Source organism: Catenulispora pinisilvae, from assembly GCF_015356865.1.
Lineage (GTDB): Bacteria > Actinomycetota > Actinomycetes > Streptomycetales > Catenulisporaceae > Catenulispora > Catenulispora pinisilvae.
Genome location: NZ_JAAFZA010000002.1, coordinates 67,280 through 90,532, shown reverse-complemented (window position 1 = coordinate 90,532; position 23,253 = coordinate 67,280). Strand labels below are relative to the sequence as shown.

Here is a 23,253-nt window from a genome sequence, read left to right as displayed (position 1 = left end):
GGTTAGCGAAAATCTATCGCGGTGGGTGTAGACATGAGCATGTCGCGTGGGTAGTGTTCCTGTCGTAACCACAGCAGGCGAGGAAGCGCGGCAGACACGAACTGGCGCGAGCAGTAGTGGCAGGACGGCAATGGGGTTCCGGGGCCAGCGGTATTGGCGCGCCGGAGCCGACGGCCGGGCCGAATGAGGCCCGGGGCTGCCGGGCAGTAGCGAAAATGCAGTAGGTAGTAAGCAGTACCGCAGGTGAAGAAGCAGTACCCCGTTTGGTAGGACACGAAGAAAAGAGGAGCGAACACCATCAGGATCGCCCGAGCGCAGGTCGGGCCCGGGTTGGCAAGTCAGTCGCGGATGGGAAGGTGATTTCCGGTCACACGTCCGAGATCCCCGCAACAGGTCGTATCAAGCGGCCTCGCGGAAACAGTAGGCCGGTGCGTTCAGCCGGTAGGTAGATGGTGTTGAACCCCCCCAGGGCCCGGTGCCGCACGGCACCGGGCCCCTCCTCGTGTCCGGCCGGCAGAGTGGAAAGAAGAGGTGCAAGTGACGGGCAGTACCAGCTCCACCCCGGCTGATCGGCTGGATGACGACGATTACCCCGCGTACACCATGGGCCGGGCCGCTGAGATGATCGGCGCCACGCCCGCGTTCTTGCGGGCCCTGGGCGAGGTCAAGCTGATCGTGCCGCTGCGCTCCGAAGGCGGCCACCGCCGCTACTCCCGATACCAGCTGCGCCTGGCCGCCCGCGCCCGCGAGATGGTCGACGCCGGAACCCCCATCGACGCCGCCTGCCGCATCATCGTTCTGGAAGACCAGCTCGAAGAAGCCCAGCGCCTCAACGCTCAGCTTCACCGCTCCGACCCAGGATGACCCCGGCCTCCCGGGGCGAGGAGCCGCACCGCTCACATCGGCACTGCTCGGCTCGGTAGTCCGATCTGCGGAGACAGCCGACGCCGACACTGCTGTTCGGCGGTGGCGGTCGCGGGGCCTCACCCGGCGGGGGATGCGCATGGCAATCATTGCGACATCGTCGGCGCTGGCGGTCGCCAGGCCGGACAGTAGCGCGTCGCAGAAGAACTCCAGCGGCTCCCGGGGCAGCGCCGCGGCGTGCTGGCGCAGCCTGGCCAGGCCACGATCCAGGTCCTCGCCGCGACGTTCGCTTGACTCTGTCGGGGATCCTGGGGTTTCTGAGACGTCTGATGTGATCGTGTGTTTCGGTGGGACGGCTTCGGAATCTGCCGATATCTCGACCGAGGTCCGCGGTATCAGAGTCAACGGTGGGATCTCGCGTTCTGGACGGGCTTGGGCGCCCGCAAGAACGTCCTTATCGACGATGTCTGGTGCCGGACGCGAATGGGACGGTCGGCTCTTCATCGGCCATTTGGTGTTCCACACCAGTGGGCCCTGGCGGATCCACAGTCGTTTTCGACGGCGTCAAGCAGGGGGTGCCCGAGGTCGGCGCGGCGGATCCCGTGGACGCGGTGCGTAAGGCCGGGGGGCGGCCGATTCGGCAGGCGATCGAAACCTGCGGCGTTGAGATCCGAATCCATACCTCGAACCGGTTCGTCTGAACAGCGGACCGTGATGGCTGCTCGTCAAGAGGACCGTCGCCATGCCGTCCCGGCGATGCATTGACGAGCAATCTGCCCTGATGGCGCAGGTGTTTCCGGCGAATCGCCTTGAGACGACCGGCCGGTCTCGGGACGCGCGAACGAGGTACCTTGCCGAGCGGCACCGCCCTCATCGCGCCGGATCGTAGCGTGCTGACATCGCTGATCTCGCCTCGCGGCACCGGCGCCCGTCCCGGGCCGGCCGGGGATCGCCGGCGCGACATCCGCCGGAAACCTTGACGCAACATGACCTGAAGGTGATAGTGGGCGTCGCGACGCTCGCGCACCCACTCCCGTTCGGAAGATGTCCAGGGCTTGCGACGCAGGAGTGTTACCGGTAACACTCGCCGTTCGTTCGACGCACCGTTCACCCCCGAGCAAAGGAGTACACGTATGGTTCTCAGATCGCGCCTGGACCGGGTCAGAAGAACGTTGCTCGCCGCGAGCGCCGTGCTGGCGCTGGTCGTCGGTTTCGCCGTCGAGGCGACCTCGGTTTCGCACGCTGCCGCCAGCGGTGTGTGCGACATCTACGCCTCTGGCGGCACGCCGTGCGTCGCGGCGCACAGCACCACCCGCGCACTGTTCGCCTCCTACAACGGCCCGCTCTACCAGGTGCAGCGGACCTCGGACAGCGCGTTGCAGAACATCGGCGTGATCTCCGCAGGAGGCGTCGCCAACGCCGCGACGCAGGACTCGTTCTGCGCCGGCACCTCGTGCACCATCACCGGCGTCTATGACCAGACCGGCAACGGCAGCACCCTGGTCTACCAAGGACCCGGCGGGACCGGCGGCGCCGATGCGGCGGCCACCGCGACCACCGAACCGGTGACCGTGGGCGGCCACAAGGCCTACGCCCTCTACATCAACCCCGGCAACAGCTACTTCGCCTACAACTCCACCGCGGGCGTGCCCACCGGCAGCTCACCCGAGGGCGAGTACATGGTCACCAGCGGCACCCACGCCAACAACGGCTGCTGCTTCGACTACGGCAACACCGAGACCGACCACCATGCCGACGGCAACGGCGCCATGGACGCGATCAACTTCAGCACGTCATGCTGGTTCGGCGGCTGTAGCGGCACCGGACCGTGGGTCCAGGCCGACCTGGAAGACGGCCTGTTCACCGGCGGCAGCACGGTGTGGAACCCCAGCCAGGTCTCCGAAACCAGCCACTTCGTCACCGCGATGCTCAAGAACAACGGCACCACCCAGATGGCGCTGCAAGGCGCCAACGCCCAGTCCGGGAGCCTGGCCAAGCTCTATAGCGGCTCACTGCCCACCGGATACAACCCGATGCGCAAGCAGGGCGCCATCATCCTCGGCAGCGGCGGCGACTGCTGCCAAACCAACCACAACGACAGCGCTGGCACCTTCTACGAGGGCGCCATGGTCAAGGGCTACCCCTCCGACGCCACCGACGCCGCAGTCCAGGCCAACATCGTCGCGGCCGGGTACGCTGCCGGCACAGCCACCCCGTTCACGCCGGGCGCGAGGGTCTCGCTGCAGGCCACCACCTCCTGCTGCATCTCGGACTACCTCCGCCACGATGACGCCGACACCAAGGCCGTCATCTCCGCGATCAACTCTGCCAGCTCGGCCACCGACAAGGCCGACGCCACCTGGATCGTCCACGCCGGCCTGGCCGACAGCAACTGCATCTCCCTGGAGTCCGCCAACGCCTCCGGCAACTACCTCAGGCACTCCTCGTTCGAGCTCTACCTCAATCCCAACGACGGGACCAGCCAGTTCGCCGTCGACGCCACCTTCTGCCCGCAGCCAGGAAACAGCGGCACAGGCTACTCCCTCCAGTCCTTCAACTACCCGGCCAAGTACATCCGCCACTACGACTTCACCGCCTACGTCGCAAGCAACGGCGGCACCAACAACTGGGACACCAGCTCGCTGTGGGCGCAGGACACCACCTGGCTCGCCGCCGCCCCCTGGAACTGAGGAGCTGCCGGACGTGCCACTGGCAAGGCCGACGCCACCTGGGGGCCGCCATCGGGCTTGCCGGGTTCGACAACCCTGCCGACGAGTTGAGCCGGGCCTATGCTGCGGCGTCCTATTCGTTGACGAGACCGCCTCAGTGCCCTGACAAGAAACCGGCTTCCGGGTGAGGATTCGAGTTCGGCCAAGAACCCATCCGTCCACCACGAGAAGCCGCGAGTGACCAGTGTCGCCGATCCGTCCCGGCGCGTCGAGGCCATCGACGATCCGGCACTCTTCCGCCAGGAGTTCCCCGACCGTGCCCGGTTCGGCCTCGGCACGCCCTGAAGCGGTCGCCGATCTTGTCGCTGAGGTGGTGGTTCAGGACGGCCGGGACGAGCAGCGCGGGCACGAACCACTACGCGTAGCGGCCGGCGCTGCGCACGAGGCGGCGGCGCCGATGAGCCCGGCGGCCCAGCGGATCTGGCCGACCACCGCGCCGCTACCGGACGTTGCGCTCGGTCCAGTTCCGCATCGGCGGCCGGGATCAGGGCGGGGCAACGCAGGCCTTCTGCGCCCGGCGGCGGTCAGGTCGACGATCGAGGGGTGTGCGGAGTCAGGGTGAAGGCGAAGTCCGCCGAGGTGAGTTCGAGCCGGTATTGGGGCAGGACTCCGGGGCCGCAGGCGGCGCTGCCCAGACCCTGTATGGCGTGGTCGGTGTGGAGGTGGAGCATCGGGCCGGGCATCAGTTCGCTGTGGTGCCGGGCGGCGTCCAGTTGTCGGTCGGTCCAGCGGCGGGCGGTGAGTTGGAACGGGTCTTCGGAGGCGATGCGCAGTCCGTTGCCGGCTTTGTCGGTGAAGGTCGCCCAGCGGACGTCCGCGCGGTTGCCGTTCTCCTGTGGGCGCACATAGGGCGTTTGCATCTCGTCCACGGTGGCCTGGAAGCGTCCGATGCGCACTGCGTGACGGGAGTCGGGGTAGGCCTCGCCCGGACCGGTACCGAACCACTGCACCTGGGACCGGTCGGCGGGCAGCTCCCAGTCCAGGCCGATGCGGCCCAGAGAGCGGGACAGGTTCCTGCGAACCAGCTCCTGGTATTCCTGCGGCGGGAGTTCCGGGTCCACCATGGTGTCGGCGAAGTCGTCGCCCCGCTCGGGCCAGTGGCCGACGGGCTCGGCGTGCACCCGCAGCCGCAGGCCTGCCCCGTCGCTGTCCCAGCGGTAGGTGGTGAGGTAGCCGCAGCCGCTTGCGGCGGCGGCGCTGCGGACGACGACGGCCAGGCCGTCCGCCTCGACGGTGACCGAGACGGTGCGGTGCCGCAGCCGGTCCAGGCCGCGGGCCTTCCACGAGGCGGCGTCGCGCTGGGACCAGCCCAGATCGTTGTCGGTGGGCGCGCGCCACAGGCCCAATCGGGGGCCGTGCAGCGCGAGGTCGCCGAGCCCGAGCAGGGTTCCGGTGATCCGGTCGAAGCGTCCGGGGCCGAGCAGGATGTCCTCGCCCGCGACGCGGGTCGGCACCGGTGTGCCGGCGGTGCGGGGGAGCGCCGCCGAGGCGAGCTGGAGCTGACCCCACGCGATCACGTGGCCTTCGGGCGCCCAGTCGGTGGTCTTGGGCAGTACTGCCTGGACAGTGAGCCAGAGCTCGCCCTCGCCGCCGTTCGCATCCCCGCCGCCGAGGTCCAGCGATGGCAACGGCACCAGGCCGCGCTCCCCGGGTGCCAACCGCGGTGTGGGCAGGGTTCCCCGGGCCACTTCGACGCCCTCGCGGGCCAGCGACCAGACGAACGCCAGATGCGACAGGTCCAGCACGTCGTAGTGGTTCTCCACGGCCAGCGTTCCGGGCTCCGGCCCCGGGCCGATGCGCACGGGGGCGATGACTTTCGCGTACTCCAGCAGCCCCGGTGACGGCGCCCGGTCGGGGAAGACCAGACCGTCGCAGATGAAGTTGCCGTCGTGCAGATCCTCGCCGAAGTCGCCGCCATAGGCGAAGAACTCGCGGCCCTGCGCGTCGCGGGTGCGCAGCCCCTGGTCCATCCACTCCCAGACCCAGCCGCCCTGGACCCGCGGGTACTCCTGGCACAGCTGAAGGTACTCGGCCAGTCCGCCGGGGCCGTTGCCCATCGCGTGGGCGAACTCGGTGAGCAGGAACGGCATCCGGTTGCGCGGATCGTCCGCAGGATCGCCGGAGCCGGCGCGCGCCGGATAGTGGATCTCGCCGGGCAGCAGTTGCCCTCGGCCGATCCGGGCCACGGCGGCGGGCGGGCGGTACATCTGGCCGTGGACATCGGTGTACTGGCAAAGCCGGTCGGCCTCGTAGTGGATCGGGCGGGACGGGTCGCGCCGGCGTACCCACTGGGCCATGGCCCGCAGGTTGCAGCCGTCGCCGGCCTCGTTGCCCAGCGACCAGAGCAGGACGCTGGGATGGTTCTTGTCCCGCTCGACGGTGCGTTCGACGCGGTCCAGGTAGGCGGCGTGCCAGCGGGGCTCGTCGGAGGGGTTGCGCTGCCAGCGTTCGGGGTCGACGTATTCGAAGCCGTGGGTTTCCAGGTCGGTCTCGACCGTGACCCACAGGCCCAGTTCGTCGCACAGGTCGAGGAACGCGGGGTGTGGCGGATAGTGGGCGGTCCGGACGGCGTTGATGTTGTGCAGCTTCATCAGCTCCACGTCGCGGCGCATGGTTTCCCGGGACACGGCGCGGCCGTGGTCGGGGTCGAACTCGTGCCGGTTGACGCCGCGCAGCACGATGCGGCGGCCGTTGACGCGCAGCACGCCGGCGGCGTCCACCGCGATGGTGCGGAACCCGAACCGGATTCGGACGCGCTGGCTGTCGGTGGCCAGGTGTGCCTCATAGAGGTGCGGGTCCTCCGCGCTCCAGGGCCGTACCGTCTCGAATGCTAAGTCGCCTTCGGCGGGCTGGTCGTGGATCCCGAGTTGCGGAATGCTGATCCGTACCGGTGCATCGGCGTCGGTCTCCACACGCAGCAGGCCGGTCCCGGTGTCAGCGTCGTAGTCGGCGTGCAGGAACACGTCCCGGATTCCTCCGGCCGGCCGGGCCTGGAGCACTACCTCACGGAAGATGCCTGACAGGCGCCAGGTGTCCTGGTCCTCCAGGTAGCTTCCCGCGGAGAACTGGTGGACGCGGACCGCGAGCACGTTGCGGCCCGGCCGCAGCGCATCGGTCACGTCGAACTCGGCCGGCAGTCGGCTGCCGTAGGTGATGCCGAGCTCGACGCCGTTGAGCCAGATGCGGGCGCAGGAGTCCACCCCCTCGAAACGCAGTACGGCCCGGCCGTTCTCCCAGGAGGGGGGAAGGTCGAAGATCCGGCGGTAGTCTCCGGTCTCGTTCTCGTCCGGGACGAACGGCGGGTCGACCGGGATCGGATATGCGATGTTGACGTAGATCGGCCTGCCGTAGCCGTGCAGTTGCCAGTGTGAGGGCACGGGAAGCAGATCCCAGGAGCTGTCGTCGAATTCGGGGGACTGGAACCCGTCCGGCTCCGGACGCAGCGTCGGGGAGAAGCGGAACGCCCAGTCACCGCTGAGGTCGATCCTGGGCGCATCGGAGTCCAAGGCCGCGCGGGGCACCAGCCTGCCGTGGCCGGGTGCGTGGTCCTCGAAATAGCGCGCAGACATACCTGGTCCTCTGGAAGCGGTCGGGGGTGATGCGTGCGACCGTAATGTCGAACGCCGTTTGCGGGAAGCCCTCTTCCGCGATGTGTCGGCCGATTCGCCAGGCGGGCGGTGCGGGTGTTGCCTCCCGGCAGGGCGGCGAGTAGCCTCCGACTCGCTGGGAGCGAAAGTTTTCTCTAGCTACTGCGAAACTTTCGATGGCCGAAGTCCGGTGCGGCCGCATCAGAGCTGGGCTACGAGGCGCGTCTCACCGGCGTCACCCTGAACTACTGGGACGACGGCGGCCGCATCCTCAACCGCAACACGCTGCAGCTGCTCGACCCGGCCACGTTCGCCATGTCGAAGTCGAGTCGGACGACCCGCTCGGGCACCGCGTCCAACGACACGGTCTACGTGCCCAAGGCGAGCCCGATCGCCGATGCGAGCCTGACGCTCAACCCGAACGGATTGCAGTTCACCGGGCTCTCCAACGGTGACAAGCGATTGGAAGAGGGCTGCGACTACACAGTCAGCGGTGACACGCTCACCCTCAAGGCCGCGCTGTTGACCAAGCTGGTCGGCTCCCAGGCCTACGGAGTGAACGCGACGCTTCAGGCGCACTTCTCCCGTGGCCTGCCGTGGCAGATCAACATCGTGACCAACGCGCAGCCTGTGCTCTCGGCGGCCACCGGCACGACGAGCTCGTTCACCATCCCCACGCAGTTCAACGGCGACATGCTCTCGATGATGCAGTCCGTGTACGCGGACGGCAGCAACGCCGGCCAGGCCGGCTGGACCCCGTACCAGGCGTACGGCACGTCCTTCTCCGCCGACTACCCGAACAGCGCCATCATCCTGCCCGCCGACTACCTCAACTCGCTCACCGACGGCCAGCGCGTGACGCTCACCTTCCACTTCTGGAGCGGCGCCACCGCGACGTACTACGTGACGAAGACCGGAACCACGGTCACCGGAACGCCGTCCTGATCGACGCAAGCCCCCGCGCGCCCGGCGTCGACGACCCGGGCGCGCGGTGCCGTGCTCTCAGGAAGTGGGCGAAGTCGATGGCCTCGAGGAGACCTGAAAGCCTTCCGGCAACCCACCCACCTGATGAATCTCACCGTGGACGGCGATGGCTCACACCGTTCAGAGCTGGAGTCCCCATGCCGTACCTCCCGAATCCCGCGCTCCGTCGTCGGCATCATCACCGCGTTCTGCTGCATCGCCACCGTCAACACCCTGGTCGCCGTCACGCGGCAACGCCACACCGACAACCGGCTGCTCGCGATCATCGGAGCGGCCCCGACCCAGATCACCCGCGCCGCGGCGATAGAAACCACCATCGCCGCCGTGACCGCGACCGCGCTGGGCCTCATAGCCGCGGCGGCCACCGCCATCCCCTACGCCTGCGTGCGCACCGGAAGCCCGGCGCCCAGCGGCACGTGGTGGATCGCAGTCACAGTCGCAGCTGCCGGGGCACTCACGACGGCCAGCGTGATCCCGGTCGTGAACAGGCAACGAACCGCGACGGCCGCACCCGGCACGGTCTGAAGTCCCGGCTGTCCCCTGGAGCGTGGACACCCTGATGTGCCGCGGCCGAGGACGGGGCATGTCAGCACAGCGCACAGGGACCGGTCCCGGTGCGCACTTGTCAGCTTCCGAAGCCGTCTGCACGGGTGTCCATAGTCCTGTGCGCGTTGCTGTCGCTGATCACAAGACCACATGACCTGCGACAGCAACGCGGCGAGGCGAGGCGAGCGCGGGTCCGGTACACGGCGCGCTCCGGAGTCCTCGGCACGCGACCGCGAAGTGGCACCTCACCCATGCAGACGGCTCCGGAAACTGACACCGGGCATCCGGCAGCGCTCGCAGATGCTGAACCCCGCTCGCTGAGGTCGCGAGCTGCTTGACCAGCGCTGACGAGGCTCCTCGCCCATGGGTCCGCCGACACGGCCGGGCTCCGTGCGACGACGATCGTCGCACGGAGCCCGGTCCCGTCTTCCTGCCCTGGCCGCTATCGGGGTCGATAGGCCCGAAGAAACGCCGCGACGCCTGTGCTGGTCAGAAACGCCGGGTTTCTGACCAGCACAGGCGTCGCGGAGCGTGTGAGGGTGCTCGTCTTGCCCGGAAGAAGGGATCCCCTCAATGCATCGGCGTCGCGATCATGTCTCCGCTATGTCCAAAAGCACTTTGCCGACCGCTCCTTGTTCGACCGCGTCCTGCGCCGCCGCAGCTTCCGCCAGGGGGAAGTGATGGATCGGGAGTCCAGACTCCTCACCGATGCGGAAGCCACCAGTGGCGATGGCCGCCGTCACGTCACTCGCCGCCCGCGCCAGTGCCTCGGCGTGCAGGGAGTACAAGACAAGGTATTGATATCGGAGGTTCTTGAAATAGGTTTCCAGAATGGGTACTGAGTATTCGTCGCCCCCGTGCTTGGCATAGATCGATATGGTTCCGCCGGTTTTCACAACAGCGAGGTCCAGTGCGTTGTTCTGGGCTGGAGCGACCTCCACCACCAAGTCCACGCCGTCAGGCGCGGCGGCGCGTACCGCGCTCTCGGTGCCGCCTTGCCGATAGTTGATCACATGGTGGGCACCAGCGGCCTTCGCCAACGATCCCTTGCTTGTCGAACTCACCGTTGTGACGACGGTCGCGCCCGACCAGCGCGCCAACTGGACTGCGGCGTTGCCGACCGCGCCGGCACCGCCCTGCACCAGGACCGTCAGTCCGGTCATCGTGCCCGGCCCTAGATGCCAGGGGCCGCGATCGTGCACCGTCAGAGCACGATGCGCGGTCAGGGCAGGGATCCCGATCGAGGCACCGATGTCGAAACCCACTCCATCGGGCAAAGGGATGACGCGGCTTATCGGTTGCACTACATACTCAGCTGCCGTACCGGAAGGCTTTCCATGCTGGGCGAGAATCAGCCAGACGCGATCCCCAACCGCAAAATCACCGACATGCGGCCCCACCGCGTCGACAACGCCGGCACCGTCTTGACCCGGCGTCACTTCATCGAACAGCAGCGGTCGGATTCGGAATCGCCAATCGGTGGGATTGACTCCGGAACGCATCAGGCGGACACGAACTTCGCCCGGACCGGGCTCGGGAATGTCCCGCTCGGCCAGAGACAGAACGTCGGAGGTTCCGGGGCGGGTGTAGACAATGGCTCGCAAGTCGAGACTCCTGACTAGAGATTGACGTTGGGTTTGCCGTTACTGCCTCGATAGTGAAGGAAGTTCACCCATTCGTATGCAGAGGCGGCGTCGAGGGTCAGGTTGAGCTGTTCGGCCACTCGTCTCTTCACAACACGCTTGGTCAGAGCAAGCGCATAGGCGGACTTCGACAGAAGTTGACGAACCATGTCGTCAACGACCTGATCCAGTTCAGCCGGGGGAACGGCGTAATTGATCGCACCCATGGTGGCCAGTTCGGCGGCCGTGTAGGGCTTGGCAAGAAGCAGGTATTCCATCGCTTTGGCCGGGAACATGTGCAAGGGCACCAGCGCACCTCCGCCGTCACCCGGAACCGTGTCGAACCCAAAGATCTTCTGCAGGTCCATATGCGCATCGGCCACTATCGCATCTTCCCTGGCGACGATCAGGTCGCAGCCGAACATGATGCTTTGGCTGAACCCGATACAGTCTCCATTAACTCGAGCGATCACCGGCTTCTCCATTTCGGCCAGTGTTTGCTGAGTCAGCCGCACACCCTGAAATCCTTTCCACATCCAGTCCGGAAAGTCGATCGGCTCGGGATCGAGCCTGTTGCCCTCCGCGTAGGGCGGAGCTGGCAGAATCCACGGCGCGCCGTCGTCGATGCCAGTGATGACTACAACCCTGACCGCATCATCCTCTCGCAATCGTGCGAGCGCCCGGCCGAGGTCGAAGTGGAGTTCAGCGTGAGAGCCCTGCGCGCTGAGAACCGCCACTCGTTCTGTGGTCAACAAACTCACAGTCGCTACGGCCCCACTGATCTCCACTTCCACCGATTCGAACAACTCATAATCAACGGACGTCACCATGTGACATCTCCTCACCTTCGGATTTCTCGACTATCGAATATCGGTGTTCACGCAGATTCAAGCCAGGCAACGGCATCAGGAGGCAAAACTCGACTCGAGCATCGACCTGAGCGGCTAATCGGACTTCCGTGTCGTCCGACTGCCCTCCGAGCGCGGCTCCCAGAGCATGAGCGCGACGAGTTGTCTCGCGGCAGTCCCCGGCAGCGCTCGATGAGGAGGACCGCCACGTCGCGTACCTGGCGGGCATGCTCCGGGTCCTCACAGTCGGACCCGAGGACACCTCCGTATCAATCAGTCATCTATGTGGAAGCAACTGTTCCACCTTGCGCTCACCGTACCCCGGATCGAGAGGAGGTGGAAGTATTACTTCCAGTTGCTACGCTGGAGGCATGTCTGTGAAGCCGCTACGACGAGATGCGATCGAAAGCCGTGCTCGGATCATCAGCGCTGCGCGAGTGGTGTTCGCCGAGCGTGGTTGCGAGGTGCCGCTGTCTGAGATCGCTGCTGTCGCCGGGGTCGGCGTGGCAACGCTTTCGCGCCACTTCGACCGCGCGCAGCTCGTCCAAGCCGTCATCGAACAGCGCCTGCTGGAGCATGTAGACACCGCTGACGACGCGCTCGCGTTGGCTCCCGAAGAGGCGGTCCTCTCTTACGTGCGGGGCCTATGCGCTCGTGGGCTCGTCGATCGCAGCCTGGTCCGAACGTTCACACTCCCTCTGCCGGACTCGCAGATCGCGGGTCGCTTGCGTCGCCAGCTCCGACAGCGGCAACTGAAGCTCATCAGGGCCGGGCAGGATGCGGGCGTGCTGAGAGCGGGTGTGGTTCCCGAAGATCTTCTTCTTGTTCTCCTGGCTGTGCAGTGCAGCATGGAGAGCACGACTGGAGGCGCCGCGTGGGAACGTACGCTGGCAATCCTTCTTGCCGGGCTATCCGATACCGCCACAGACTGCGAGTTGCCGAGACCCCCTCGGCTGGACGACCTGATTCAACCTGCCAACGGTCCACGACCGGGGCGACGGCCCAGCTCGCTCTCGAATTCTTGACACCAAGCCGTGCTGACTGACGCCCGCCCTAACGGCAGGCTGGTTGCTCGCGACTCCCACCGTGAGCGGCCCCGGCGCCGGCGCCGGGAGCCCGAGGAAGCCGTAGACCTCTGCGCCTGCCGATAATGCCGTCCGGGGTTGTAGTGCGTTTCGTACTCGTGCAGGACGTGAAGCAGGTGACGCTGGTTCCAGACCAAGGTGCGGTCCAGCAGTTTGTGACGGCAGGTCTGCACCCACCGCTGCATGACCGGGTTCATCCGCGGCATGCGGATACCGCTGAGCACGACCTGGATCCCGGCCTGTGCGAGGATCTCGTCGAACAGCGGCGGGAACTTCGCGTCCCGGCCCCGGATCAGGTACTTGACCGTGGCTCCGGCTTCTTCCAGGTCCATGACCAGGTTCCGCGCCGCCTGGGTGACCCAGGCAGCGGTGGGATGGTCTGTGGTGCCGAGCACAGCGGCGGCCAGCAAGTCCCATCATCCCGCAACAGATGCCGCTCCGGCCCGAAACGTCCCAGGTGAGCGCCACGGCGGTGCTATTGAACCGCTCAGGGGTGAGCCGGCTGGGTGCCACGGTCGCGGCCCGCTTGATGAGGGCCGCGATCGCCGGAGTTGACTGCCGACCTTCGATCCCGCGAAACTCGTCGCGGCTTGTCAGGGTGGGGTCACGGTCTACGGGGGTCGGTATGCGCGCACGCCGGATCACAACCATGTCGATATCAGCGCTCTCTATCGCGGTGCTGGGCGCGCCGATGGCGGCTGCCGCCGACGCCGATACGACCGCGCCGGTGACGCTTCGCGTCGGTTTCACCGGGACGTGCTCCGACGCCGCGCCGCGCGCCGACAGTGCCCTGTACTGCACGCTCGCCGGCGCGACCGCCGCCGCCCAGCCCGGCGACTCGGTGCTGGTCGGTAAACTCGGAGCGACGGACAAGATCGCCGGCTCGGGCGCACCGGGCAAGCCGATCACCGTCTACAGCCACTATGCCGACCAGACGTTCACTGACAACAGCTGGCAGACCGTGGTCAGCGTCACCGGGCAGCACGACGTCGTGGTCCGCGACGTCCGGCTGGGCGGCCTGGACGCTTCCGGCTCGTCGGCGCTGACCGTGAACCACGTCCTGGTCACGCCGCACTATTTCGTCTCCGGCGATAGCCACTCGGCTCCCTTCGGGATACGGCTTTCCGCGACGACAGACTCGACCGTCACCGACAGCCACGTCGAGGCCGACAACAGCGATGGCACCAACCTGACCGCGGGCATCCTCGTCGAGAACGGGTCGGACCGCACGACGGTCAGCGGCACGATCATCGGCGAGGTCTACGGGACCGGTATCCAGGTCACCGACTCGAAAGACGTGCGCCTCGTCTCGGACACGGCCGCCGGCAACATCGCCGACGTCGTCCTGTCCGGAGCCTCGACCGGCGCCGTGGTCGAGAACGACATCTTCGCCGACGGCGGCCCCCAACCGGCCCTCACCGTGGCCGCCACGGCGATCGCCGATACCCTGGTGGGACACGACCTCTTTGGCAGCACCTATCGGACGACGTCGGTTCTTTGGGGAACCAGCGCCTACGCGACCGGCCAAGCTTTCGACAGCGCGCATCTGGGGTCGGCGGACCTGGACGGTGCGGCGCAGCTCGACACCTCCAACGACCCGGACTGGCCGGCCACGCCTCAGGAGTACTTCGTCGCGCCTTCCTACCGGCTGACCTGGAACTCCCCGGCCATCGACGCGGCCGACGCGGCCGCCCCGGGTGAGCCGGCCGTCGACCGGGTCGACGACCCCGACGTGGCGGACACCGGATCCGGACCGGTCGGCTACGCCGACCGCGGCGCCCGCGAGTTCACGGGCATGCAGACCAGGCCGTTCACCGCCACCGCGGCACTGGGTCTGTCACCGCAGAACTACTTGGACGCCACCGTGCAAACCGACGGGATGTTCCAGTGGTCCGGCCCGGTGTCAGTCCTTTATTCCTACGGCGACGGTTCCGCCACGACGAGTCAGAGCACTCACCACTACCCCGCAGCCGGGACCTACCACGGCACCGTGACGTTCACCGGCCAGAAGGGTGAGACGGCGACAGCGGAGTTCACCGCCGCCCCGGCCCCCACCAAGGTGACGCCGGTGGTGTCGTCCTTCCAGCCGAACGCCGATGATCCGCACTTGGTCACGGTCAACGCTTCCTGGGGCCCGGGCGCGACATACGACTTCGAATTCGGCGACGGGCAGTCGGACAAGAACAACGACGCCGGATACTCCGACCACTACTACGCGGCATCCGGCACCTACACCGTCACCGTCACGGTCCGCGACCAGAACGGCTGGACAGGCACCGCGTCCAAGCAGGTGGCCGTCACCATCCCCGGCCAGACGCCACCGCCGCCGGCCGGTGCGGCGGGCGGGACAGTCACCCGCGTGGGCGGCCGGGACCGCTACGAGACCGCGATCGACGCCTCACTCCGCCAGTTCCCAGGCGGCACTGCGAAGGCGGTCGTCTTGGCCCGCGGCGACGCGTTCGCCGACGCGCTGGCCGGCGGACCGCTGGCCGCACGCGTCGGCGGCCCGCTGCTGCTGACCGACCCCAAGGACCTCGGCACGCCGACCGCGGCGGAGATTGACCGGGTGCTCGGCCACGACCATTCCCGCACCGTCTACCTCCTGGGCGGGGAGTCGGCGATCAGCCCGGCGGTTGAGAAGCAGGTGCGTGCGCTCGGCTACCGGATCGTCCGCTACGGCGGCGCGAGCCGGTTCGACACCGCGCTGAAGATCGCGCAGGACGGCATGGGCGCCACGGCCACGGTCGTGGTGGCCCGCGGCGACGACTTCGCCGACGCGCTGGCGGCCGGACCGCTCGCGGCGAACCGCGGCGCCGTGCTGGTGCTCTCGGACAAGAACCGCATGGATCCGGCCACGGCTGCCTTCGTGCAGGCCCACCAGACCGTGATCGCGGTCGGCGGGCCGGCTTGGGACGCCGTGGCGAAGCAGGTCCCTGCCGGGGGCAAGCAGATCGAGACCGCCGTCGGCAACGACCGGTACGCCACAGCGGCGAACACCGTGCGGCTTTTCCATTTGAGCGCCGTGACCCTGTTCGGTGTGGCGACCGGGACGACTTTCCCGGACGCCCTGTCCGGCGGCGCGCTGATGGCCGCCGCCGGCCAGCCGCTGCTGCTCACGGACCCGGACACGCTGCCGGCCGACACCGCCCACGAGCTGACCGTCGACGGGAAGCGCCAGGAGAACGTCACCCTGTTCGGCGGGCAGGCGGCGATCTCAGACTTCGTCGAGGGACAGATCGCCGCGTTGGTGGAGCTGCGCCCCTGACGCGCTTCTAACCCGATGGCCGCAGGTTCGAATCCTGCCGGGGGCGCCCTCCGACCAGGTGTGCAGCCGTCAAACCCCTGAACGGCAATCGCTATGTGCGACGCCTGGGAACACGAACCCGGACGGCACCATATCGCAGGCCCGGCACTCGGCTTCTTGCTTCCGGCGGTGGGCCTTCAACACCTTCACCGTGGTCCGATCCAGCGCCACCTCCCGCACACTCGTCGGCGTCTTCGGCGGCCCTTGCACGATCTCCCCATCGCGCCGCTGCGGAAGGGCGCGCGGTCGCGGTGTCCACGCACGACGTCGAATTCGTTGCCGCCTGCGCCGACCGGGTGGTCGTGCTCGCGGAGGGTGACGTGGTCGCTGACGGGCCCACGGCGGAGGTCATAGTGGCATCCCCGGCGTTCGCGCCACAGACCACGAAGATCCTCGCGCCGCTGGAGTACCTGACCGTCGAGCAGGTCGCCGAGGCGCTGGCGCGATGCCGATCTCGCTCATGTCGTTGACGATGACCGCGACCCGCAGGCCTTCGCGGTTGGTCAGCAGGTGTGTTGAGCAGCGTGGTCTTGCCCGCGCCCAGGAACCCGGACAACACCGTCACCGGCAGCGGCGCGGTCCCGATGGTCATCGGCCGCTGCCCTTGGAGGCGGAGGCGTAGGGCAGGAGCGCCATCTCACGGGCGTTCTTCACCGCGCGTGCGATCGCGTGCTGTTGCCGGACGCTCAGTCCGCTCACCCGTCGGCTGCGGATCTTGCCGCGATCGGAGATGAACATGCGCAGCAGATCGGTGTCCTTATAGTCGACGTGTTCCAGTCGGGCGGCCAGCGCCCTGTCGGGGCGCTTCTTCTTGCGCGGCTTGCCACGGTCGGCGGCGGTGTAGCGGGGCATCAGGGTTCTTTCTTGTGGAGTTCAGGCGACGGGGTCGAGGAGTTCTTCGAAGGCGTCGGGCAGTCCTCGCCAGGCGGGCTCGCCGGCGGCGACCTCGTCGTCGGTGAGCAGGCAGTCGTCGAGGATGCCGGCCACGGCGTCGATGTCGAGTCCGGGGGAGGTGAAGGAGAGCAGTTGCACGCGGTCGCCGTAGCGCGGGTCCCATTCCATTGCCGCGGCGGCGCGGCGCTCGGGCGGGTGTTCCTCCCACTCCGCGTCGGACAGTGCGGCCAGCCAAGGTCCGCAGTCACCGACGGTCAGGCTGGCGCCGGCGGCGTCCCAGGCGAGCATCACGCCGGGCCGGTTGGCCAGCCAGAAGCGGCCGCGGCTGCGCTCGGCGACCGGCACCAGGTGTTCCAGCGCTTCGTACAGGCGGCCTGGGTGCAGCGGTCGGCGTCGGCGCCAGACCAAGGTGTGGACACCGTCGTCCTCGCCTTGTGTCGGCAGCAGGGCCAGCGCCGGGTCGACACGCTGCGCCGCCTGCTCGACATCGAAGCCGGCCAGGGCCGCGGGGACTAACTGCTGGGTTTGCAGCGTGAGGGCGCGCGCGGTCGGGCTGAGCCGGCGCAGCATGGCCAGGCCGGTCCTGAGCTCGTGCTCGTCGGCGTCCGAGGCATAACCGACCGCCAGCACGTTCGCGTATTCGATCTGGTGCGCCAGCGTCTCGGCGATCGTGCCCTCGTCATCCGGGCCGGTGTGCAGGCCGTGGTCGGCCAGCGCGTCGTTGCGCCGCAGATCGGCGACCACCCGCAGCGGATCCACCGCCGCGACCACGCCGACCACCTTGACGAACTCGTCCATGCGGCGGTCCCCGGCCACGTCCTCCCCGGCGATGGTCGCGACCAGCGGCTCCGGATCGCTGCCGTCCCACAGGTCGACGATCGCCAGCCTGTGCCGACCGGCCACGGCGAGCCGCACCAGCAGCGGCAGCAGGTCCTCCCGCAAAGCGCAGCACGGGCAGTCGTTGACCAGCGGGACGCGCTCGGCGCGGAGCCCGTCGCGCTCCCACACCTGGCGAATGACTTCCCCTTCGCCGGCCTTGGACAGGTCGTGATGCAGCACGACGGCACCGGGCTGCCGGAACAGCTCGCGTACCGCCTGGCGCCGTTGCTCGCGATGCAGGCCGGTCACGATCACCACGGGCAGCAGATCCGCGACGGACACGGTGATTCCTTTCCGAGGCCTCGATTACCAGCTGGACTTGCGGACACCGGGCAGGTGCCCGGCGTGGGCATGTGTCCGCAGGTTGATCCGGGACAGGCCGAAGGCGCCCACGTAGCCGCGCGGCCGACCGTCCACCGAGTCGCGGTTGCGCACCCGGGTGGCGCTGGCGTCGCGCGGTTGGCGCTGTAGTTCCTGCACGGCGGTGGCGCGCTGCTCGGCGGGGGTGTGCGGGGAGGCGATCAGCTTCTTGAGTTCGGCGCGCCGCTCGGCGTACCGGGCCACCACATCGCGCCGCTGGTCGTTCTTGGCGATCTTCGAGGCCTTCGCCATCAGAGGCGCACCCCCTCGGCGCGCAGCCGGGCGACGACCTTCTCGATGCCCTGCTTGTCGACGGTCTTGACGCCCTTGGCGGACAGCTTCAGCTTCACGGACCGGTTCTCGCTCGCCAGCCAGTAGCGCTTGGTCTGGATGTTGGGGTCGAACCGGCGGCTGGTGCGCCGGTGCGAGTGCGAGATCTGGTTGCCGAACATCGGCTTGCGGCCGGTGACCATGCAGTGTGCGGACACGGAGGGTCCTTTCCGGAGGTCTGGTTGCTCGTCGGGTTGCTTCCACGTGCCACCCTAGATGAAAATGAAAACTGTTGCCAATAAGCTGGCCGGCAACGCCACCCGGTCACCGCGACCATCACCTTGCAGGAGACGCCCGCACCCATGGCCCGCAACGAACTGCGCCCCGTCATCAAGCTCCGCTCCACCGCGGGCACCGGATACACCTACGTGACTCGAAAGAACCGGCGGAACGACCCCGACCGCCTGGTCCTGCGCAAGTACGACCCCGTCATCCGCCGCCACGTCGAGTTCCGCGAAGAGCGCTAGGAGGAACCCGCATGAAGCCCGGAATCCACCCCGACTACCGGCCCGTCGTCTTCCGCGACCAGGCCGCCAGACTCCAATCCCGCCGCGGGTAACTTCTGACCCGGCATTCGTCCGGCAGCGCGGACCTCTGCTCGCGCAGCGAAACGGAGGTCCCCGGCACGGTCGAGGTCCCCTCCTTCGAGCCCCCTCCGCCTGAACCGGGCGAAGGGGCCGAACGGTTCGCGCTGGACGATTGAAAGCAAATCGCCTCCACTCGTACGGAGAGAACTAGCCGCAGGACAGGCACACGGCGTTGAACTTCGCTCCCTGACTCAGTGAGGCTGTGATGACGGTGTCTCGACTCGGGTATCGCTGAGGACTACCAGACCCGGCTGAGCTTGGTCGAGTCTTTCGCACCGTGGGGCTCGGACTCGAGGTACCGGCGCATCGTGCGCATCGTCGTGGCGAGGTCGCGTTCGCCTACGGCGGTGCGCACTTCTTCCTCCACGGCCACCCAGGCGCTTGCTGCTTGTACCAGGGTCTGCCGGCCCTGTTCGGTGATCTGGATCGCGCGGGCTCGCCGGTCGGTGGGGTCGATGCTTCGGCTCACGAGGGCGCGTTCCTGGAGTTGGTCGATGATCTGGCTCATGGCCTGCTTGGAGACCTGGTTGAACTCGGACAGCTCTTTGATGCTGCGCGGCTGCTCTTCCAGGGCGTGCAGGACATAGGCGTGCGAGGGGCGCAGCCAGCCGTGGCCGCGCTCGGCCAACACCGCCGCGTGGCGATCGACGATTGTTCGGAAGGTCAGTGCCATCAGCAATCCGAGGTTGTCCAAGGATTGCGGTAGCGGGGCGGAATCGGGACGTTGTGCGGACACATCGCCAGCATAGTCACCGCGGCTCACTGGATCGCAAGACGAGGCTGGGTGATCGGAGTACATCCGGCCGGTCGTCATACCGCTCGGTCGTGCCCTTCCCAGAAGGTGTCGCGCACTTTGCGGCGTAGCACCTTGCCGACGGGGCTTCGGGGGAGGTCGAGCCAGAAGTGGATTGCCTTGGGCGTTTTCATGCCGCCGAGCCGGGCGCGAACCAACTGCATGAGCTCGACGTCGTCGACCGTGTGACCGTTGCGAAGCTGGACGATCGCGGTCACCGCCTCGCCCCACTTCGGATCCGGCACCCCGACGACGGCGCAGTCCTGCACGGCCGGGTGGGACCACAGGACCTGCTCGATCTCGGTGGGGTAGATGTTGAAGCCGCCGCTGATGATCATGTCGCGGAGGCGGTCGGTGATGAAGAGATAGCCGTTGACGTCGAGATGGCCCACGTCACCGGTGTGGTGCCACGCGCTTCGGTCACTCGGCTCCTCGCCGTGATAGCACTCCATGACGAGGTCGCCCCGGACGCAGATCTCACCGGCCGTGCCAGGTGGCACCGGCGAGCCGGCGGGGTCGACGACCGACAGCTCGACGAAGGGGGTGCCTCGACCGCACGAGGCGAGCAGAGCCGGGGCGTCGCGCAGCGCCGCGACGTGGTCGGACGGAGACAGGTACGTGATGGTCATCGGTGCCTCAGCCTGCCCGTAGACCTGGGTCATGACCGGCCCGAATACCGTGAGCGCGTCGCGGAGCTTAGCCACGCTCATCGGCGCGGCGGCGTAGACGAAGTTCTCCAGACTCGAGTAGTCGTGCACGCCGAGGGTCGGCTCGGCCAGCAGCATATAGATGACCGTCGGCGGCAAGAAGAGATGGGTGACCTTGTGCGCTGCGATATCCGCCAGAATCCTGACGGGATCGACCTGCCCGTGGACGATATTGGTAGCGCCTTTACTCATTAATGCGAAGGCGAGGAATCCGGCTGCGTGGGTCATCGGTGCTGCGATGAGATGGGTTGCCGTCGCGTCAGTGACCGGCATGCCCGACAGGAAGTTGGCCACGAAGATGTCGAAGACCCGGTGCGTGAGGCGCGCGGCCTTCGGCTCGCCGGTGGTGCCGCCGGTGGGCATGAGCACGGCGAGATCATCCGGTTGCACCGCCGGAAGTCCGACGCTCGCGCCGTGGCCCGCGTTCACCAGCTCGCCGAGCGGCAGCGATTCGACTGCGCAATGACCGTGGATTTCGGCGGCGACGTCAGCCAGGTCCTCGTGGACGATGCACAAATGCGTTCCGGTGCGGCTGAGGTACGTCGCGCTTGACCGCGGCTCGGCGCGGACATTGAGCGGAACCCAGGTGCCACCCGCGCGCAGTACCGCGAGGACGGCCATGAACCCGAACGCGCTGTTCGGTGACAGGACGGCGACCGGCGTCGCCTTGGTCACTCCGCGCTCAACCAGCGCGGACGCCATGCCCCGAATCAGCTCGTCTGCCTCCAGATAGGTCCACTTCTGGTCGCCCTCGACGAGGAACAATCGTCGTCCGGCGACCGTGACGCCACGGTCGAACAGACTAGGAAGGCTCATGGGGTTCCATGCCTCGTCTCGTTGTCGCGGTGATCGAAGCGAGCAGTGGTTCCCAGCCCGATCGCGGCACGCCCCCGGAGTACGCGACGTACTGGTCCGGGCGAACCAGTGTGTAGCGACACGGATAGAGCCGGCGTGCGGCGTCGGGGAGATGGACTGTGGTGATCGGGGTGCCCAGCCGCCGCGCGGCATCGACCAGCCGTGTCGTCCCTTCGCTCGGCCGGGTCGGCGTGCCACACGAAAGCAGTGCGGTGAGCCCGGGGCCGAGGGTGTCGTAGAGCGCGACATCGTCGTCCAGCCACACGTGCGGAGCAAGGTGCCCGGCCGCTGAACTCGGGTGGTACTCGGTCACGGAGAACTCAAGCGTGTCGCGCCCGCCATAGACAATCTGTGGGGACTGCGTGTAAAAGCATCCAAGTTGCATGCCGATCGATCGGAACTCACGCATCTTGGCTGTCACGATCTGCGCGCCCGTTCGGTCACGGGCACGTTGCCCGAGCGGGGAATCGTCGAACAACGCCGGATCGCCGAAGCTCTGGCTGAGATGCCGGTAGTTCGCGGTCGACTCGGTGAGCACTCGGCGGTGAACCTCGCGACGTTCGCTCACGTAGCCGTCGAGGAGTTCCGGACCGGCCCATCCCTGCAGGACCGCGGCGAGCCTCCAGCCCAGATCGACCGCGTCGCCCAGGCCCATGTTCATCCCGTATCCGCCCATCGGCGGGTGCAGGTGGGCCGCGTCGCCGGCCAAGAGCACCCGTCCGCGCCGGTAGGTATCGGCCAGCTGTTGCCGCGCCGCCCACGATTCGGTGCCGAGAACCTCGACAGGTGAATCGGCCGAGCCGATCATGCCCCGAATGTGCTGCTCGATGTCGAGCGCGCGCAGGTCCTGATCGTTTGCGAAACCGGTCAGCTGAGCCCACCAGGTCCCCTGCGTATCCAGCTGCCCCATGATTCCCGGCCAGTCGGGGTTCGCCACCCAGTACTGCACCGCATCGGCATGAGGGTTCATGGCCGCGAGCGCGTCTGACCGGAAGACCACCCCGAGGTTCCGCGCGATCGCCGGCTGCCCCGACATCTCAACCCCGATCGCAGCCCGCACAGCACTGTGTGCGCCGTCGCACCCGACGAGCCAGCTCGCCTTCTCGACCTGCTCAGCGCCATCGGCATCGCGACAGGTCACCAGCACTTCCTCGGCTGCCTGAACGACCCCCGACACCGTGACCCCCATGACGACACGGGCGAGCGCGAAGCTGCGCAGCAGATCCAGCAGCACCTGCTCGAACTCGCGTTGAGGAATCGTGAGCGCCGTCTCCGGGGCGACCTCTCCTGGCACGCCCTGGGTCATCAGCGCGTTCGGCATCCGGGCAACCTCGAAACCGAGCAACTCCGTCACGAACGCGATGTCGCCCGGCCACTCACGGCCAAGCGGTGCAGCCGACCTCACGCTTTCGGCGATTCCCCATCGCCGCATCAACGACATCGAGCGGACGTTCACCAGCTTCGCTCGGGGTTGGGGCGTGATGCGCTCGGAGCGCTCAAGCAGGGTCACGGCGATTCCACGCTGCGCGAGCTCGATCGCCGTCGCCAGACCGACGGGACCGGCACCGACGACGATCACATCCTGCGCGGTCTTCCTGTTCAGGCCCATATGCACGATAGTCCGTATCCGTGATGGTCTAGTAGACCGTCCATGCGTGGATTCGCCAGAGCTGAACCCGAGATCCCGAGCTGTGACAGCGCCGCCGAGGCTGAGAGGTCTACCGCGGCGCCGCCGAGGCCCAGAGGCCTACCGCGGCGCCGCCGAGCCGTCCGTCTCGACTTGTTCCGGGCCGTCCATCAGTCTGCGCCGTTCACGGATTCGTATCGGCGGGATCACCGTCGTCAGCCATCCACATCTCGTAGCCGATCTCTCGCGAGATCAGGCCGTCGGTGATGTGAAAGTTGTGGACAAGACGCATCTTGACTCGCGTGCCGTATGGCATCGGTGCGTTCTCGAAGCCCGGGCCGATCAGTTTGAACCGGACCCACATGTCGTCGACGACGCGTTCCGGCGTGGCGAATCGCTCGATCGGCTCGAATGAGATGTCCTCAGCCGCGTCGAAGATGCGCAGGTAGTTGGCCTTGACCTGTTCCTTGCCCTGATACGTGAGGCGCCGGCCGGGCACCTCCCAGATGACGTCTTCGGTATAAAGGCGCATCGCCTGCTCGATGTGCAGAGGGTTCTCTTCCTGGAGATGGCGGTCGACGAGCCACTGAGCGTGCTCGACGGTGCCGACCTCGTGCGGACTACCCAAGATGTGCTCAGCCATGGCGGTTGT

At 67.5% G+C, this 23,253-nt stretch carries 19 protein-coding genes and 2 pseudogenes; 8 read left to right on the top strand and 13 right to left on the bottom strand.

Going from position 1 to position 23,253, the window contains the following annotated elements; translation table 11 throughout:
- The first annotated feature begins 537 nt into the window (after nucleotides 1–537).
- Together IZR01_RS01125 and IZR01_RS01120 are read left to right on the top strand one after the other, a co-directional pair.
- Nucleotides 538–864, top strand: a complete 327-nt coding sequence (locus IZR01_RS01125; RefSeq protein ID WP_194891399.1) for a MerR family transcriptional regulator — start codon at nucleotides 538–540, stop codon at nucleotides 862–864.
- A 1,133-nt stretch (nucleotides 865–1,997) separates the two neighbouring features.
- A complete protein-coding gene (locus IZR01_RS01120) occupies nucleotides 1,998–3,554 on the top strand; it encodes an alpha-L-arabinofuranosidase B (RefSeq protein ID WP_194922537.1) in 1,557 nt (518 codons plus the stop codon).
- A 563-nt stretch (nucleotides 3,555–4,117) separates the two neighbouring features.
- On the opposite strand, the gene IZR01_RS01115 is transcribed toward IZR01_RS01120, so the two are convergent.
- A complete protein-coding gene (locus tag IZR01_RS01115) occupies nucleotides 4,118–7,162 on the bottom strand; it encodes a glycoside hydrolase family 2 TIM barrel-domain containing protein (protein ID WP_194922536.1) in 3,045 nt (1,014 codons plus the stop codon).
- Between the two features lie 333 nt (nucleotides 7,163–7,495).
- Here IZR01_RS01115 and IZR01_RS01110 point away from each other — a divergent pair, with 333 nt between their 5' ends.
- Both IZR01_RS01110 and IZR01_RS01105 read left to right on the top strand, forming a co-directional pair.
- A complete protein-coding gene (locus tag IZR01_RS01110; RefSeq protein ID WP_228558759.1) occupies nucleotides 7,496–8,125 on the top strand; it encodes a X2-like carbohydrate binding domain-containing protein in 630 nt (209 codons plus the stop codon).
- Nucleotides 8,126–8,248: 123 nt separating this feature from the next.
- Nucleotides 8,249–8,689: an FtsX-like permease family protein gene (locus IZR01_RS01105; protein ID WP_194922535.1), complete on the top strand. Its 441-nt coding sequence runs from the start codon at nucleotides 8,249–8,251 to the stop codon at nucleotides 8,687–8,689.
- Between the two features lie 611 nt (nucleotides 8,690–9,300).
- Here the strand turns inward: IZR01_RS01105 and IZR01_RS01100 are convergent.
- Together IZR01_RS01100 and IZR01_RS01095 are read right to left on the bottom strand one after the other, a co-directional pair.
- A complete protein-coding gene (locus tag IZR01_RS01100; protein WP_194922534.1) occupies nucleotides 9,301–10,314 on the bottom strand; it encodes an NADPH:quinone reductase in 1,014 nt (337 codons plus the stop codon).
- A 14-nt stretch (nucleotides 10,315–10,328) separates the two neighbouring features.
- A complete protein-coding gene (locus IZR01_RS01095; RefSeq protein ID WP_194922533.1) occupies nucleotides 10,329–11,162 on the bottom strand; it encodes an enoyl-CoA hydratase/isomerase family protein in 834 nt (277 codons plus the stop codon).
- 245 nt (nucleotides 11,163–11,407) lie between these two features.
- Here IZR01_RS01095 and IZR01_RS54000 point away from each other — a divergent pair, with 245 nt between their 5' ends.
- On the top strand, nucleotides 11,408–12,205 hold the full coding sequence (locus tag IZR01_RS54000) for a TetR/AcrR family transcriptional regulator (RefSeq protein ID WP_369125461.1): 798 nt from the start codon (nucleotides 11,408–11,410) through the stop codon (nucleotides 12,203–12,205).
- Here IZR01_RS54000 and IZR01_RS01085 read toward each other — a convergent pair.
- Nucleotides 12,148–12,675, bottom strand: coding sequence for a hypothetical protein (locus IZR01_RS01085; protein WP_194922531.1), 528 nt, complete (start codon nucleotides 12,673–12,675; stop codon nucleotides 12,148–12,150). The genes IZR01_RS54000 and IZR01_RS01085 overlap by 58 nt on opposite strands.
- A 239-nt stretch (nucleotides 12,676–12,914) precedes the next feature.
- Between IZR01_RS01085 and IZR01_RS01080 the strand changes: the two genes are divergently transcribed.
- On the top strand, nucleotides 12,915–15,530 hold the full coding sequence (locus tag IZR01_RS01080; RefSeq protein ID WP_194922530.1) for a cell wall-binding repeat-containing protein: 2,616 nt from the start codon (nucleotides 12,915–12,917) through the stop codon (nucleotides 15,528–15,530).
- A gap of 266 nt (nucleotides 15,531–15,796) precedes the next feature.
- Nucleotides 15,797–16,039: pseudogene (locus IZR01_RS01075) on the top strand (cobalt ABC transporter ATP-binding protein); the annotation flags it as partial.
- On the opposite strand, the pseudogene IZR01_RS53995 reads toward IZR01_RS01075, so the two are convergent.
- The 5 genes and pseudogenes from IZR01_RS53995 to rpmB all read right to left on the bottom strand — a co-directional run.
- Nucleotides 16,005–16,161, bottom strand: a pseudogene (locus IZR01_RS53995) (GTP-binding protein); the annotation flags it as partial. The pseudogenes IZR01_RS01075 and IZR01_RS53995 overlap by 35 nt on opposite strands.
- The gene (rpsR, locus tag IZR01_RS01065; protein WP_194922529.1) at nucleotides 16,158–16,421 is read right to left on the bottom strand and encodes a 30S ribosomal protein S18; all 264 of its coding nucleotides are present in this window, start codon (nucleotides 16,419–16,421) and stop codon (nucleotides 16,158–16,160) included. The pseudogene IZR01_RS53995 and the gene rpsR, both read right to left, overlap by 4 nt.
- 21 nt (nucleotides 16,422–16,442) lie before the next feature.
- Entirely contained in the window at nucleotides 16,443–17,624 is a 1,182-nt protein-coding gene (locus tag IZR01_RS01060; protein WP_323746867.1) for a CobW family GTP-binding protein, read from the bottom strand.
- 24 nt (nucleotides 17,625–17,648) lie between these two features.
- The gene (gene rpsN, locus IZR01_RS01055; RefSeq protein WP_194922528.1) at nucleotides 17,649–17,954 is read right to left on the bottom strand and encodes a 30S ribosomal protein S14; all 306 of its coding nucleotides are present in this window, start codon (nucleotides 17,952–17,954) and stop codon (nucleotides 17,649–17,651) included.
- A complete protein-coding gene (rpmB, locus tag IZR01_RS01050; protein WP_194891236.1) occupies nucleotides 17,954–18,190 on the bottom strand; it encodes a 50S ribosomal protein L28 in 237 nt (78 codons plus the stop codon). Before rpmB ends, rpsN begins: the two co-directional genes overlap by 1 nt.
- Before the next feature lie 144 nt (nucleotides 18,191–18,334).
- On the opposite strand from rpmB, the gene rpmG reads away from it, so the two are divergent.
- The gene (rpmG, locus tag IZR01_RS01045; RefSeq protein ID WP_194891237.1) at nucleotides 18,335–18,499 is read left to right on the top strand and encodes a 50S ribosomal protein L33; all 165 of its coding nucleotides are present in this window, start codon (nucleotides 18,335–18,337) and stop codon (nucleotides 18,497–18,499) included.
- 358 nt (nucleotides 18,500–18,857) lie between these two features.
- Here the strand turns inward: rpmG and IZR01_RS01040 are convergent, their stop codons facing one another.
- The 4 genes from IZR01_RS01040 to IZR01_RS01025 all read right to left on the bottom strand — a co-directional run bounded on the left by IZR01_RS01040 (nucleotide 18,858) and on the right by IZR01_RS01025 (nucleotide 23,244).
- Entirely contained in the window at nucleotides 18,858–19,292 is a 435-nt protein-coding gene (locus tag IZR01_RS01040) for a MarR family winged helix-turn-helix transcriptional regulator (RefSeq protein WP_194891238.1), read from the bottom strand.
- Between the two features lie 137 nt (nucleotides 19,293–19,429).
- Nucleotides 19,430–20,935, bottom strand: a complete 1,506-nt coding sequence (locus tag IZR01_RS01035) for an AMP-binding protein (protein WP_194922526.1) — start codon at nucleotides 20,933–20,935, stop codon at nucleotides 19,430–19,432.
- The gene (locus tag IZR01_RS01030) at nucleotides 20,922–22,583 is read right to left on the bottom strand and encodes an FAD-dependent oxidoreductase (RefSeq protein ID WP_194891240.1); all 1,662 of its coding nucleotides are present in this window, start codon (nucleotides 22,581–22,583) and stop codon (nucleotides 20,922–20,924) included. The genes IZR01_RS01035 and IZR01_RS01030 overlap by 14 nt, the downstream gene beginning before the upstream one ends.
- A 202-nt stretch (nucleotides 22,584–22,785) precedes the next feature.
- Nucleotides 22,786–23,244: a nuclear transport factor 2 family protein gene (locus IZR01_RS01025; protein ID WP_194891241.1), complete on the bottom strand. Its 459-nt coding sequence runs from the start codon at nucleotides 23,242–23,244 to the stop codon at nucleotides 22,786–22,788.
- Nucleotides 23,245–23,253: the final 9 nt, after the last annotated feature.

Coding starts and splice junctions, on each gene's coding strand:
- IZR01_RS01120 (WP_194922537.1), top strand. CDS start 1,998: ATGGTTCTCAGATCGCGCCTGGACCGGGTCAGAAGAACGTTGCTCGCC.
- IZR01_RS01115 (WP_194922536.1), bottom strand. CDS start 7,162: ATGTCTGCGCGCTATTTCGAGGACCACGCACCCGGCCACGGCAGGCTG.
- IZR01_RS01110 (WP_228558759.1), top strand. CDS start 7,496: ATGTCGAAGTCGAGTCGGACGACCCGCTCGGGCACCGCGTCCAACGAC.
- IZR01_RS01105 (WP_194922535.1), top strand. CDS start 8,249: ATGAATCTCACCGTGGACGGCGATGGCTCACACCGTTCAGAGCTGGAG.
- IZR01_RS01095 (WP_194922533.1), bottom strand. CDS start 11,162: ATGGTGACGTCCGTTGATTATGAGTTGTTCGAATCGGTGGAAGTGGAG.
- IZR01_RS54000 (WP_369125461.1), top strand. CDS start 11,408: ATGCTCCGGGTCCTCACAGTCGGACCCGAGGACACCTCCGTATCAATC.
- IZR01_RS01080 (WP_194922530.1), top strand. CDS start 12,915: ATGTCGATATCAGCGCTCTCTATCGCGGTGCTGGGCGCGCCGATGGCG.
- rpsR (WP_194922529.1), bottom strand. CDS start 16,421: ATGCCCCGCTACACCGCCGCCGACCGTGGCAAGCCGCGCAAGAAGAAG.
- rpsN (WP_194922528.1), bottom strand. CDS start 17,954: ATGGCGAAGGCCTCGAAGATCGCCAAGAACGACCAGCGGCGCGATGTG.
- rpmG (WP_194891237.1), top strand. CDS start 18,335: ATGGCCCGCAACGAACTGCGCCCCGTCATCAAGCTCCGCTCCACCGCG.
- IZR01_RS01040 (WP_194891238.1), bottom strand. CDS start 19,292: ATGGCACTGACCTTCCGAACAATCGTCGATCGCCACGCGGCGGTGTTG.
- IZR01_RS01035 (WP_194922526.1), bottom strand. CDS start 20,935: ATGAGCCTTCCTAGTCTGTTCGACCGTGGCGTCACGGTCGCCGGACGA.
- IZR01_RS01030 (WP_194891240.1), bottom strand. CDS start 22,583: ATGGGCCTGAACAGGAAGACCGCGCAGGATGTGATCGTCGTCGGTGCC.
- IZR01_RS01025 (WP_194891241.1), bottom strand. CDS start 23,244: ATGGCTGAGCACATCTTGGGTAGTCCGCACGAGGTCGGCACCGTCGAG.